The organism is Pseudomonas sp. Irchel 3H3 (assembly GCF_900187635.1).
GTDB lineage: Bacteria > Pseudomonadota > Gammaproteobacteria > Pseudomonadales > Pseudomonadaceae > Aquipseudomonas.
The window spans coordinates 160,175-173,714 of the sequence record NZ_FYEC01000010.1; the positions used below are offsets into that span (position 1 = coordinate 160,175).

The 13,540-nt window shown below is 62.8% G+C and carries 11 protein-coding genes; 6 read left to right on the forward strand and 5 right to left on the reverse strand.

All coding sequences use genetic code 11. The annotated features are described in order from the left end of the window. Nucleotide 1: 1 nt before the first annotated feature. Nucleotides 2–1,237, reverse strand: a complete 1,236-nt coding sequence (locus CKW24_RS13830; RefSeq protein WP_095168740.1) for a 3-methyl-2-oxobutanoate dehydrogenase (2-methylpropanoyl-transferring) subunit alpha — start codon at nucleotides 1,235–1,237, stop codon at nucleotides 2–4. Nucleotides 1,238–1,423: 186 nt separating this feature from the next. On the opposite strand from CKW24_RS13830, the gene bkdR reads away from it, so the two are divergent. Further along, a complete protein-coding gene (gene bkdR, locus CKW24_RS13835) occupies nucleotides 1,424–1,912 on the forward strand; it encodes a Bkd operon transcriptional regulator BkdR (protein ID WP_095168741.1) in 489 nt (162 codons plus the stop codon). 12 nt (nucleotides 1,913–1,924) lie between these two features. Here the strand turns inward: bkdR and CKW24_RS13840 are convergent, their stop codons facing one another. Next, complete coding sequence (locus tag CKW24_RS13840) at nucleotides 1,925–2,788, reverse strand: MBL fold metallo-hydrolase (RefSeq protein WP_095168742.1); 864 nt, start codon at nucleotides 2,786–2,788, stop codon at nucleotides 1,925–1,927. A gap of 161 nt (nucleotides 2,789–2,949) precedes the next feature. On the opposite strand from CKW24_RS13840, the gene CKW24_RS13845 reads away from it, so the two are divergent. From CKW24_RS13845 to CKW24_RS13870, 5 genes are all read left to right on the forward strand, one after another. Then, nucleotides 2,950–3,756, forward strand: coding sequence for a sulfite exporter TauE/SafE family protein (locus CKW24_RS13845; RefSeq protein WP_095168743.1), 807 nt, complete (start codon nucleotides 2,950–2,952; stop codon nucleotides 3,754–3,756). A 331-nt stretch (nucleotides 3,757–4,087) separates the two neighbouring features. Continuing rightward, complete coding sequence (locus CKW24_RS13855) at nucleotides 4,088–5,272, forward strand: porin (protein WP_095168745.1); 1,185 nt, start codon at nucleotides 4,088–4,090, stop codon at nucleotides 5,270–5,272. 153 nt (nucleotides 5,273–5,425) lie between these two features. Beyond that, on the forward strand, nucleotides 5,426–6,589 hold the full coding sequence (gene nosP / locus CKW24_RS13860) for a nitric oxide-sensing protein NosP (protein WP_095168746.1): 1,164 nt from the start codon (nucleotides 5,426–5,428) through the stop codon (nucleotides 6,587–6,589). Continuing rightward, complete coding sequence (gene nahK, locus CKW24_RS13865) at nucleotides 6,519–9,152, forward strand: hybrid sensor histidine kinase/response regulator NahK/ErcS' (RefSeq protein ID WP_095168747.1); 2,634 nt, start codon at nucleotides 6,519–6,521, stop codon at nucleotides 9,150–9,152. The genes nosP and nahK overlap by 71 nt, the downstream gene beginning before the upstream one ends. Before the next feature lie 145 nt (nucleotides 9,153–9,297). Continuing rightward, a complete protein-coding gene (locus tag CKW24_RS13870; RefSeq protein ID WP_095168748.1) occupies nucleotides 9,298–10,044 on the forward strand; it encodes an SDR family oxidoreductase in 747 nt (248 codons plus the stop codon). Here the strand turns inward: CKW24_RS13870 and mapR are convergent. The 3 genes from mapR to CKW24_RS28660 form a co-directional block, all read right to left on the reverse strand. After that, nucleotides 10,041–11,450 (reverse strand): GntR family transcriptional regulator MpaR, encoded by a 1,410-nt coding sequence (gene mapR / locus CKW24_RS13875; RefSeq protein ID WP_095168749.1) that lies wholly within the window; start codon nucleotides 11,448–11,450, stop codon nucleotides 10,041–10,043. The two genes, CKW24_RS13870 and mapR, sit on opposite strands and share 4 nt — an antisense overlap. A 117-nt stretch (nucleotides 11,451–11,567) precedes the next feature. Next, nucleotides 11,568–12,980 carry a cytochrome c oxidase accessory protein CcoG gene (gene ccoG, locus CKW24_RS13880; RefSeq protein WP_095168750.1) on the reverse strand — a complete coding sequence of 471 codons (1,413 nt, stop codon included), beginning with the start codon at nucleotides 12,978–12,980 and terminating at the stop codon, nucleotides 11,568–11,570. Nucleotides 12,981–13,175: 195 nt separating this feature from the next. Further along, nucleotides 13,176–13,478, reverse strand: a complete 303-nt coding sequence (locus CKW24_RS28660) for a DUF3203 family protein (RefSeq protein WP_143501202.1) — start codon at nucleotides 13,476–13,478, stop codon at nucleotides 13,176–13,178. Nucleotides 13,479–13,540: the final 62 nt, after the last annotated feature.

The window sequence follows — 13,540 nt, forward strand, 5'->3', positions numbered from 1 at the left end:
GTCAGATCCCCAACTCCTGGCGCTGGCGCTTCAAGTGCTCCGGCATCTCTTTATAGACGTCCTCGAACATGGTCGCGGCGCTCGGGATCTGGCCACCGGCCAGGGTGCCGTACTGCTCGGCTTCTTTTTGCGCGGCAATCACTTCGGCTTCCAGCTCGGCGCTCAGGGCCGTGTGTTCCTCGTCGGACCAGTGGCCATTTTTCACCATGTGCTGCTTCAGGCGGGCGATCGGGTCACCCAAGGGGAAGTGGCTCCAGTCGTCGGCAGGGCGGTACTTGGACGGATCATCGGAAGTCGAGTGCGGGCCGGCGCGGTAGGTGACCCATTCGATCATGGTCGGGCCCAGGTTGCGGCGCGCACGCTCGGCAGCCCAGGCGGACGCGGCGTAGACCGCGATGAAGTCGTTGCCGTCGACCCGCAGCGATGCGATGCCGCAGCCCACGCCACGACCGGCGAAGGTGGTGGCTTCACCGCCGGCAATGGCCTGGAAGGTGGAGATCGCCCACTGGTTGTTGACCACGTTGAGGATCACCGGCGCGCGGTACACGTGGGCGAAGGTCAGGGCGGTGTGGAAGTCCGACTCGGCGGTAGCGCCGTCACCGATCCAGGCCGAGGCGATTTTGGTGTCGCCCTTGATCGCCGAGGCCATGCCCCAGCCCACGCCCTGGATGAACTGGGTCGCCAGGTTGCCAGAGATGGTGAAGAACCCAGCGTCCCTGACCGAGTACATGATCGGCAATTGCCGGCCCTTGAGCGGATCGCGCTCGTTGGACAGCAGTTGGCAGATCAGGTCGACCAATGGCACTTCACGGGCCATCAGGATGCTTTGCTGGCGGTAGGTGGGGAAGCACATGTCGTCGATGTTCAGGGCCAGGGCCTGGGCACTGCCGATGGCTTCTTCGCCGAGGCTCTGCATGTAGAACGACATTTTTTTCTGACGCTGGGCGACCACCATGCGGTTGTCATAGATCCGCGTCTTGAGCATGGCTCGCATGCCTTTGCGCAGGATCTCCACCGACACGCCTTCGGCCCACGGGCCCAGGGCATTGCCCTGGTCGTCGAGCACGCGGATCAGGCCACGGGCCAGGTCGGCGGTGTCGGCCGGTTCTACGTCGATTGGGGGTTTGCGCACAGTGCCCGCATCGGTCAGATGCAGGTAGGAGAAGTCGGTTTTGCATCCCGGACGGCCCGATGGTTCAGGCACGTGCAGGCGCAGCGGTTCATACGCTTCTTTCATGGCTTCTACGCTCGATCTTGTGAATTTCTTGTAGTGAGCTGACGTTCATCCTTCGGGTCGAAGGAATCTTGTCCTACAACAATCATAGGCCCGGCGCAGAAGAATATTTATCTCTGTTTCGTTGCACTTGAGATCATTTGAGGATAAAAAATCTGCATAAACATAAAAAACAGGTGGTTTTGTCTCATGCGCAAACTGGACCGTACCGATATCGGCATTCTCAACAGCCTTCAGGAGAACGCGCGCATCACCAATGCCGACCTTGCCCGCTCGGTGAATCTGTCGCCCACGCCCTGTTTCAATCGGGTCAAGGCCATGGAGGAGCTGGGGCTGATTCGCGAGCAGGTGACGCTGCTGGATGCTGATCTGCTGGGGTTGCATGTCAATGTGTTCATTCATGTCAGCCTGGAGAAGCAGGTGGAGGAGGCGCTGCAGCATTTCGAGGAGGCGATTGCCGATCGTCCGGAGGTGATGGAGTGTTATCTGATGGCCGGGGATCCGGACTATCTGATCCGGGTGCTGGTGCCGACCATTCAGTCGCTGGAGCGCTTCATGATGGATTTTCTGACCAAGGTGCCGGGGGTGGCCAATATTCGCTCCAGTTTTGCCCTTAAGCAGGTGCGGTATAAGACGGCGTTGCCTTTGCCGGCGAATGGGTTGACGTTGGGGGGGTGACGCGTCTCGGCTTCAGAGCTGGTTGATCGGGATTTTCAGGTACACCACGCCATTGTTTTCCGGCGGCGGCAGGCGGCCTGCTCGGACGTTGACCTGGATCGCTGGCAACAGCAGGGTCGGCATGTCCAGCCCGGCATCACGTTCGGTGCGCATGGTGATGAATGTGGCGGCGTCGATGCCGTCGTGTACATGGATGTTGTGCGCGCGCTGCTCGCCGACGGTGCTCTGGCACTGTGGCGGGCGGGCGGGTGGTGGGTAGTCGTGGCAGACGTAGAGGCGGGTGGTGGCGGGGTAGGCCAGCAGGCGCTGGATCGAGGCGTACATCTGCGCGGCGTTGCCGCCGGGGAAGTCGCAGCGGGCCGTGCCGACATCTGGCAGGAACAGGGTGTCGCCCACCAGGATCAGTTGCTCGTCGATCAGGTACGCCATGTCTGCCGGGGTGTGCCCAGGCACATGCAGGGCTTTGGCCGACAGGTTGCCGATGGCAAAAACCTCGTCCGGCGCAAATAGATGATCGAACTGCGAACCGTCGACAGCAAATCCCGTTTCCAGGTTGAACAGGCCCTTGAACACCGCCTGTACCTGGCTGATGGCCTGGCCGATGGCGATCTTGCCGCCCAGTTCGCCGCGCAGGTAGGGCGCGGCGGACAGGTGATCGGCGTGGGCGTGGGTTTCCAGCAGCCATTGCACCTGCAGTCGGTGTTTGCGCACGAAGTGGATAATCCGCTGGGCCTGGACCGTCGAGGTTTGTCCGGAGGCTGCAGCGTAGTCGAGCACTGGGTCGACGATCGCGCAGGCGCCGCCATCGGCTTCGTAGATCACGTAGCTGTAGGTCGACGAGGCGGGGTCGAGGAAGGCTTCAATCAAGGCGGGCATGGTGGCCGTTTCTGTCGGGACAAGCCTTGAGGGTAGTGGCATCTTCCCTGGCTTGACCAGCCCCGGGACAAATCAATACATGAAAAAAGCCGCGCGCGCTCTATCCTGTCAGGCATCGATACCGGGCGTTCCCGGCTTTTTTCGCGGACCGTGAGTGTTTTATGTTGCTGGCGAGTTTTTTTGGCGTGGTGATGGGGTTGGTGCTGGGCTTGACGGGGGCAGGGGGTGGCATTCTAGCGGTCCCGGCGTTGGTGCTCGGTCTGGGCTGGAGCATGACCCAGGCGGCCCCGGTGGCTCTGTTCGCGGTGGGCAGCGCGGCGGCGGTGGGTGCCATCGATGGTTTGCGCCACGGCCTGGTGCGCTATCGCGCGGCGCTGTTGATTGCGTTGTTGGGCGCGGTGTTTTCCCCTCTGGGCATTTATTTCGCCCATCAGTTACCGGAAAAAATCCTCATGCTGCTGTTCAGCCTGCTGATGGTCATGGTGGCCGTGCGCATGCTGCGCCGTGAACGCCAGGACGCCGGGCCGAGCGATCACGGTCACGCCAACTGGGGGCAGAAGAACTGCATGCTCGACCAGCAGACCGGGCGCTTTTCCTGGACCGCCAAGTGCACCGCAACCCTGGCCGCACTCGGCGCAGTGACCGGGGTGGTGTCGGGGTTGCTCGGGGTGGGCGGTGGGTTCCTGATTGTCCCGGCGTTCAAGCAACTGACCGACGTGCAGATGCGTGGAATCGTCGCCACATCGTTGATGGTGATCAGCCTGATTTCGCTGATTGGCGTGATCGGTGCGTTCCATGCCGGCGTACGTATCGACCGCCTGGGTGTGGCGTTCATCGTCGCCAGCATCTTCGGCATGCTGCTCGGTCGCAGACTCTGCGCCCATGTCCCGGCTCGCGCGTTGCAGGTCGGCTTTGCCAGCGTGTGCGTGGTGGTTGCGCTGTACATGCTGGTAAAGGCCCAGGCCTGACGAGCAGAACCCAGCTCCACAAATTCGCGGGTTCAATGCAAAACCCACGAGCACCGCAAATCCCTGTGGGAGCGAGCCTGCTCGCGATAGCGGTGGGTCAGGTGCTATCCATGTTGGCTGTGTCGGCCATCGCGAGCAGGCTCGCTCCCACGGTAAAGAGGCGTACGCCGAAAGTGGCGGGCCCTTGGCTGGGGCCGGTCTTACACCGTAGTAGCTGAGCATCACCCGCCAGTCCAAAGCACCTGGCAACCGCCTCCAAGGCAGCGTATGACGCCGCCGGTCGGCTTTCGATAATCGCCTCCGACATCAAGTCCCCGTTGCGGAGCGCGCCATGCACAACAATAAGAACTTCCAGCACCGTTTCTTGCCAGCCTTCATCGCCAGTCTGTCGACCCTCGGCCTCAGCTCGTTCGCCCAAGCCGATATCATGCTCTACGACAAGGACCAGACCACATTCTCCACCGACGGCTACATCAACGCGTTCTACGTCAACAGTGACGTTGACCGCACGGGTGATCAGTACGATCGGCGGCAGTCGCGGGTGAAGATGGGTTTTTTGCCCAACTACCTGGGCTTCAACATGGGCAAGCAGGTCGATGACCTGAAACTCGGCGCCCGGGCTTCGTTCTGGGTGACCATCAACGACAGCGAAACCAACGGCACCGACACCGCCATCGACGTGCGCCAGTTCTACGGCACGGTAGCCAACCCCGAGTGGGGCGAGGTGCTGATCGGCAAGGATTTCGGGTTGTTTGCCCGTTCCAACATCCTGCTCGACGAACTGCTGGCCGGTTATGGCCAGGTCAGCGACACCCTGGGTCTGGTGGATGGTGGTGGAGTGTCGTTCGGCAACATCGGCACCGGCTACCCGTACCCGTTCCCGACTTCGCAAATCACCTACCGCACGCCGGTGCTGGACGGGTTGCGGGTGGCCGTAGGGATCATGGACCCGGTCGACACCAACGACAGCAGCCCGACCGGCAAGGCCTACCAGGAAAACCCGCGGACCGAGAGCGAGATCACCTACCAGTTCGACCTCGCCGGGGCGAAGATCTACAGCTGGGTCAACGGCAGCTACCAGACCTCCGACAACACCGATTCGAGCGTCGATACCATTACCTCCAAAGGCGTCGGCTACGGCGTGCAGGCCAAGATGGGCGGGCTGTCGCTGACCGGTTCGGGCTTCCAGGCCAAGGGCATCAACCCGTTCTATACCAACAACGCCGGCGAACCCACGCTGCGCAATGTCGACAGCGACGGCTACCTGCTGCAGGGCTCCTACAAGCTGGGCAAGAACCGCCTGGCCTTGTCCTACGGCAAGACCAAAGACGATGGCAACGGCGTGGTCGGCAGCGGCGCGGACTACGAGACCCGGGGCATCGCCCTGTTCCACGACGTCAACGACAACCTCAAGCTGGTGGCCGAGTACAACCAGTTCGAACTCAACGGCCACGATAGCGACGCGCAGAACGAAGACACCGATACCTTTGCCGTGGGTGCGGTGCTGACCTGGTAACCCCCCGGTGTGGCGCTGGCTGTGCGCATCACGGCCGGCGTCGCACCCCTCTCATCCCATCGAAGTGCCAGACCGCTACCCAAGTAGCATAGGTCGCGGTCCGTGGCCTTCGTACACTCAAGCCTCAACCATGCGCACCTGCCGGAGGCGACGATGCAGCAGGTCCAGAGTGAAGGGGTCGTCAGTGCCATGTCCCAGGCCAGTGACGCGCAACAGGTAGCCCAGGAGCTGGCGCGGCAGTTGTTGCATCCGCACTTGGGGTTCGTGCTGTTTTTCTGCTCCGCCGAGTACGACCTCCAGGCGCTGGGCCAGGCCCTGCAGCAGGGGTTCGGCGGGATCCGCCTGGTGGGCTGCACCAGTGCCGGGGAAATCACCCCCCAGGGCTACGGCCGCAACTGCGTAACGGCGGTGGGTTTCGATCACCGGCACTTCTCTATCTCTACCGCGCTGATCGACGAGATGGAGCACTTCAGCCTGATCGACGCCCAGCAGATGGTCGAGCGCCTGGTCAGTGGCTGTCGCAGCAACACCCTGGCCCCGATCAAGGGCAACAGCTTTGCCCTGACCCTGCTTGACGGGCTGTCCAGTCGCGAGGAGATGGTGCTTGCCGCCCTCAGTGCCGCCTTGGGCGACATCCCCCATTTCGGTGGTTCGGCCGGCGACGACAATTACCTGACTCACACCCATGTGTACTTCGACGGCGCATTTCACAGCGGCGCGGCGGTGGTGGTGCTGGTCAATACCTGGCTCGACTTTGAAGTGTTCACCACCCACCACATCCTGCCGCGTGCGGAAAAGCTGGTGGTGACCGGTGCCGACAGTCCTTCCAGGCGGGTGTTCGAACTCAACGCCGAGCCAGCCGCCGAAGAGTACGCCCGGCACATTGGCGTGCCGGTGGCCGAGCTCGACCACCGGATTTTTGCCGCCCACCCCTTGGCCGTGCGGATCAACCAGCAGTACTACGTGCGGGCGATCCAGCAAATGCACCCGGACCTGAGCCTGAGTTTCTACTGCGCCGTGGAAAACGGCATTGTCCTCACCGCCATGACGCCGGGGCCGATGCTGCCGAACCTGGAGCAGCTGTTCGCGGGCTTGCAGGAGCGCCTCGGCGAGCTGCTGCTGACCATCGGTTGCGACTGCTTCCTGCGGCGCCTGGAACTGGAAGACAGCGGCAAGCTGGAGCAGATCGGCGGGTTTTTGCGGGACCAGCGGGTGATGGGTTTCAACACCTACGGAGAACAGTTCAATGGCATGCACATCAACCAGACCTTTACCGGGGTTGCCATTGCCCGTGGCCGATCCCCAGCAAAACGCTGAGCTGCAGGCGCAGATCGCCAGCCTGCAGCGCGACAACCACAAACTGGCGCGCATCAACAGTGCCCTGATCGAGCGCATCGAATCCGGCGTCACCCGGGGCAACGACCCCTATGCGGCGTTCCAGCACTCGGTGGTGCTGGCCGAACAGGTGCGTGAGCGTACCGATGCGCTGAACCAGGCGATGGCCGAGCTCAAGGCTGGCAATCACCTGCTCAGTGACGCGCGGCTGCGGGCCGAGACGGCGCACCAGCACCTGATCGATGCCATCGAGAGCATTTCCGACGCCTTTGTGCTGTTCGACGCCGACCAGCGCATCGTCCTGTTCAATAGCCGCTTCAAGGCGTTCTGGAGCAACAGCCGGGTGCGGATCATCGCCGGCATGCGCCTGGGCGAGGTCAAGCGCCTGATGGCCGGGACCGGGCTGTTTACCGAGGAACCCCGGGGCAGTGCCGACGAAAGCCTGCTGTATCGCCTGCAGAACGGGCGCTGGCTGCAGGTCAGCGAGCGGCCGACCCAGGAAGGCGGGCGGGTGATCCTGTTCACCGATATCACCGAGGTCAAGCAAAGCGAGACCGTGCGCCGTGAGCAGGCGGTGGCGCAGAAATCCCATTTGTTGCAACGGGCGGTGGACAACCTGTCCCAAGGGGTGGCGATGGTCAACGCCGAGGGCGTGCTGGAACTGTGGAACCGGCGTTTTCTCGAACTCAGCGGACTGGCTCCGGTGGCCGCCCATCGACCGTTCAGCGAGGTCATCGGCGACAGCGAACTGCAACTGCTGACTCCCGCCAGTCGCGACGCCAACGGCCGCCCCGTGCAGGAGTGCGAACAGCGCCTGTACGATGGCCGGGTCCTGGAGATCCGCACCCATCCATTGCCCACCGGCGGTTTCGTCAACACTTTCACCGACATCACCGAGCGCTACCAGCACGCCGAAGCGCTGAGTGAAAGCGAGCGCTGGATCCGCCTGATCACCGACCACGTGCCGGCCCTGATCGCCTACCTCAACGCCGACCTGGTCTACGAATTCACCAACAAGGTCTACGAAGAGTGGTACTGCTGGCCGCGCGGAGTGATGCTCGGCCAGAGCCTGCGCGAGGTCCACAGCGAACAGCACTACCAACGCCTGGAAGCCTATGTGGCGCGGGCGCTGGCGGGCGAGAGCGTGACCTTCGAGTTTGCCGAGACCAACATCAACAATCAGGAGCGCTACATGCTGCGCTCCTACGTGCCCAATCGCCTGGCCAGCGGCGAAGTGGTGGGGATCTTTGTGCTGATTCGCGACATCACCGAGCGCCGACGGACCGCCGAGGCACTGCATCAGGCCTATCAGAACCTCGAGCTGCGGGTGCGCGAACGCACCACGGAGCTGACCACCCTCAACACGCAACTGCGCAGCGAGATCGACGAGCGCCGGCGCGTCGAATCGCGGCTGCGCGAGGCCAAGCTGGAGGCCGAGCGGGCCAACCTGTCGAAGACCAAGTTTCTCGCCGCGGTCAGCCATGACCTGCTGCAACCGCTGAACGCCGCGCGGTTGTTTACCGGGGCCTTGCTCGAACGCCGCGAGCCCCAGGCCAATGAAGTGCTGGTGCGCAATGTCAGCAATTCGCTGGAGGACGTGGAAAACCTGCTGGGCACCCTGGTCGATATTTCCAAGCTGGATGCCGGGGTGATCACTGCCGATATCGCGCCGTTCGCCTTGAGCGAATTGCTCGAAAACCTCGCCGCGGAGTACACCCAGGTGGCTCGCAGCGAGGGCCTGGAACTGCACTTCGTGGCCTGTTCGGCCTTGGTGCGCAGCGACATCCAGTTGCTGGCGCGGATCCTGCGCAATCTGCTGAGCAATGCCATCCGCTACACCTACAGCGGCCGCGTGGTGTTGGGATGCCGGCGCCAGCACCAGCGGCTGTCGATCGAGGTCTGGGACAGCGGCATGGGCATCGCCGAAGATCGCCTGGAGGAAATTTTCCAGGAGTTCAAGCGCGGCGACGTGCAGCGCCCCCATCAGGATCGAGGGCTGGGCCTGGGGTTGGCGATCGTCGAGAAGATCGCCGGGATCCTCGGCCACCGGATCCACGTGCGTTCCTGGCCGGGGCGCGGCTCGGTATTTTCCGTGGAGGTGCCGCTCAGCGCCACTGCGCCCAAGGCCCTGCCAAGCCTGGTCATCAGCGAGCCGATGTTGGAGCGCCTGCGGGGCGCGCGGGTGTGGGTACTGGATAACGACGCGGCGATCTGCGCCGGCATGCGCACCTTGCTTGAAGGCTGGGGCTGCCGGGTGGTAACCGCGTTGTCCGAGCAGGACCTGGCACGCCAGGTGGACAACTACCACGCCGAAGCCGACTTGCTGATCGCCGACTATCATCTGGACGACGAGCAGAATGGTGTCGACGCCGTGGCCCGGATCAACGCGCGGCGCGCCTGTGCGATTCCGGCGATGATGATCACCGCCAACTACAGCAACGAGCTCAAGCAGCAGATCCGCGAGCTCGGCCATACCCTGATGCACAAGCCGGTGCGGCCGATGAAGCTCAAGACCGCGATGAGCCATTTGCTTGGCCGGGTGTAGGCCTGGGTCGGGCGCCCTGGGGAGCTTTTTATCGGCAATTCGGCCTGCGGATAACCCCGCGGCTGTTCGTCCCCATGCAAAACCCGGCTGTGGCGGGTATCCTTGCCACGCGAGGTTACACGTCTGGATAGGGGAGCAAGCAAGCATGGATAAAGTCATCGTCATCACCGGTGGCAGTCGCGGTATTGGCGCGGCCACGGCGTTACTGGCCGCAGAGCAGGGGTATCGCATCTGCATCAACTACCTGGCGGACGAAGAGGCGGCCCATCGGGTCCTGGCCCAAGTCCGTGCCCTGGGGGCCCAGGCAATCGCGGTGCGTGCCGATGTCAGCATCGAAGACGAAGTGATCAGCCTGTTCCAGCGCGTCGACCAAGAACTGGGGCGGGTCACCGCGCTGGTCAACAACGCCGGCACGGTCGGGCAGAAGTCTCGCGTCGAGGACATGTCCGAGTTTCGCATCCTGAAAATCATGAAGACCAACGTCCTGGCGCCGATTCTCTGCGCCAAGCACGCACTGCTGCGCATGTCGCCCAAACATGGCGGGCAGGGTGGCAGCATCGTCAACGTCTCGTCGGTGGCCTCGCGTCTTGGTTCGCCGGGGGAGTACGTCGACTACGCCGCCTCCAAGGGGGCACTGGACTCCTTCACCATCGGCCTGTCCAAGGAAGTCGCCGGCGAAGGCATCCGGGTCAACGCGGTGCGGCCGGGCTACATCTACACCGACTTCCATGCCCTGAGCGGCGACCCGGACCGGGTCAGCAAACTCGAGTCGGGAATTCCCATGGCCCGTGGCGGGCGTCCCGACGAAGTCGCCGAGGCAATCATCTGGCTGCTCTCGGACAAGGCGTCCTATGCGGTCGGGACTTTCATTGACGTGGCGGGCGGGCGCTAGAACGAGCGCACGATACGGCCCAGGGTCTCCATGGCCTTTTCCGTGTCCTCGGTCCAGGGGCTGCCGTAGTTCAGGCGGATGCAGTTGCGAAAACGTCGGGTCGGAGAAAAGATCGGTCCCGGCGCGATGCTGATGCCCTGGGCCAGGGCCATCTGGAACAACTTCAACGAGTCCATCTGCTCCGGCAGCTCCAGCCACAGGAAGTAGCCGCCGGCCGGCTGGCTGACGCGGGTCTGTGCCGGGAAGTAGCGGGCGATGGCCGCCAGCATGGCGCTTTGCTGTTCTTCCAGGGCATAGCGCAACTTGCGCAGGTGGCGGTCATAGCCGCCGTGTTGCAGGTAATCGGCAATCGCTGCCTGGGCCGGCATCGAGGCACACAGCGAGGTCATCAGCTTCAGTCGTTCGATCTTCTGCGCATAGCGCCCGGCGGCCACCCAACCAATGCGGTAACCGGGCGCCAGGCTCTTGGCGAACGAACCGCAGTGCATCACCAGGCCCTCGGTGTCGAAGGCCTTGGCCGGTTTCGGTGCTTGCTGGCCGTAATACAGCTCGGCGTAGACGTCATCTTCGATCAGCGGCACCTGATGACGGCGCAGCAACTCCACCAGTTCCTGTTTCTTGGCCTCGGGCATGGTCGCGCCCATCGGGTTCTGGAAGCTGGTCATACACCAGCAGGCCTTGATCGGGTGGCGTTCGAGGGTTTGCGCGAGCACCCCAAGGTCGATGCCATCGCGCGGGTGCACGGGAATCTCCACGGCCTTGAGCTTGAGCCGTTCGAGCACTTGCAGGCTGGCATAGAAGGCCGGGGCCTCGATGGCCACCAGGTCGCCGGGTTCGGTGACGGCTTGCAGGCACAGGTTGAGGGCTTCCAGCGCGCCGTTGGTGATCAGCAGTTCTTCCATGGGCAGCATCAGCCCGCCGACCATGTAGCGCAGGGCGATTTGCCGGCGCAGTTGCGGGTTGCCCGGCGACATGTCGGTGACCACCATGCGCGGGTCCATTTCGCGGCTGGCACTGGCCAGCGAACGCGCCAGGCGTTGCAGCGGAAACAGGGTCGGGCTGGGGAACGCCGAGCCGAACGGCACGGTGTGCGGGTCCTTGATCGAGTCCAGCACCGAGAACACCAGTTCGCTGACGTCGACTTCGGTGGACTCGTTGACCTGGCTGCTGATCACCGGCTCGGAAAACGGGCTGGGGGCGTGGGTGTTGACGAAGTAGCCGGAGCGCGGCCGGGCGCGAATCAGGCCTCGGCGCTCCAGCAGGTAGTAGGCCTGGAACACCGTGGACGGGCTGACCCCATACGTCTGGCTGGCATACCGCACCGAGGGCACCCGCTGGCCTGGCCCCAGGACGCCTGAGCGGATCAGCTCGGCAATGTCGTCAGCGAATTTTTCGTAGCGTTTCATCGAAAGCCCGATAGATGTCATTCAGAAAAATCGAGGTGCCTGTTTCGCCAGCAGGCTCGCTGCCACTGGTATGTAGGAGCGAGCCTGCTCGCGATCGCAGCACCGCAGTGTAAAGGCTCAGCGGTTCATCGGTGCAACAAAGCGGCTGTTCGCCACGCTGTTGATCTGCGGCTCGTCGCTGTCGCTGACCTTGAAGCTCAGGGTCTGTGAGCTACTGGCGGGCTTGTCGGTGGTCATGGCGACCGACACCGGCACATCGAGAATCTCCCCGGGTGCCAGGCTCAGCTCGGTCTTGCCCTGCAACTGGAAACCCTCGCCATCGACCAGTGACAGGCGATAGTCCTGGCGCTGTTGGGTCTTGTTGATGATCTTGAGGCTGTAGATGTTCTCGATCTGGCCCTGGCTGTTTTCACGGAACAGGCCACGGTCCTTGCTCACATCCAAGGACACCATCGGCCGCTCCATCAAGGCCAGCACCAGGGCACCGATCATCACCACCAGCACCGCGGTGTAGCCGATCAGGCGCGGGCGCAACAAGTGGGTCTTGCCACCTTGCAACTGGTGCTCGGACGTATAGCTGATCAGGCCCCGGGCGTAGCCCATCTTGTCCATGATCGAATCACAGGCGTCGATGCAGGCGGCGCAGCCAATGCACTCCATCTGCAAGCCGTCGCGGATGTCGATCCCGGTGGGGCAGACCTGCACGCACAACTGGCAGTCGATGCAGTCGCCCAGGCCCACCTCGGCCGGCTTGACCTCGCGCTTGCGCGGACCGCGGTGTTCGCCACGGGCGGTGTCGTAGGAGATGGTCAGGGTGTCCTTGTCGAACATCACGCTCTGGAACCGTGCGTAGGGGCACATGTGCATGCACACCGCTTCGCGCAGCCAGCCGGCGTTGATGTAGGTGGCTGCGGTGAAAAACAGCACCCAGAACAGGCTGACGCCGCCCATTTGCCAGGTCAGCAGTTCTTCGACCAGCGGCCGGATCGGCGTGAAGTAACCGACAAAGGTCAGGCCGGTGAGCACGCTGATCGCCAGCCACATGGTGTGTTTGGCCGAGCGGCGCAGCAGTTTTTCCAGGGTCCAGGGCGCGGCTTGCAGCTTGATCCGCTGGTTGCGCTCACCCTCGGTGACTTTTTCACACCACATGAACAACCAGGTGAACGAGCTCTGCGGGCAGGTGTAGCCACACCAGACGCGCCCGGCAAACACGGTGATTGCGAACAGGCCGAAGGCGCAGATGATCAACAGCGCCGAGAGCAGGATGAAATCCTGCGGCCAGAAGGTTGCACCGAAGATGTGGAACTTGCTCTGCGCCAGGTCCCAAAGCACGGCCTGGCGGCCACCCCAGTTCAGCCACACGGTGCCAAAAAACGCCAGGAACAGAAAACCCGCACCACTGATGCGCAGGGTACGGAACAAACCGCTGAAGCTACGGGTGTGGATCTGGTTGTCGCTGGATTTGGCCTTCATCTTTGAACGCGAAGGCTCGAATGTTTCTACTAATCGGACGGGGATTTTATCGCTCATGGTCTTTCGCTCATCAGCCTCCATCAGGCCAATGAACTATGCGCGGGCAACTGTTTGCATAACAGACTCAGGTATTGGATTAAAAAGCGGATCAGATGAGCTTCTGCACCGCCCCTGCGACAACTTGATGCACCCCGCCGGGCGTGGCGCGCATGCCTATCCCAGGCGCCTGGCGGGGGGCTTGATGGAGATCAGTCAAATCACCGAATCACTGTCAGTGACCTTCAAGTGCCGCCGCCCATCGACCGCACCTGCTACGGTCAATGCGTCGGCTTCTGCTTCGGTGATGTACACGCGCTGACCGTCGAGGTCCACCGCCGACATCGACTTGTCACCGTCAGTGAGCCGCCAGTCGACAACGGTGCTCAGCACCCTGCTGGCGCTGGCGCTGTCCAGATGCAGGTGATCGTGCGATGGTCGGAAAGGAGGGGGAGGGTTTAACACGTGGGGTGCTTGGATGAACGTATCATCAAGATCGTTCGCGGAGTATTGCGTCATGAAGTATTTCCTCCGAATTAAATAGTGTTAATGGCTGTTCGCCCAGAAATATCAGGAACTAT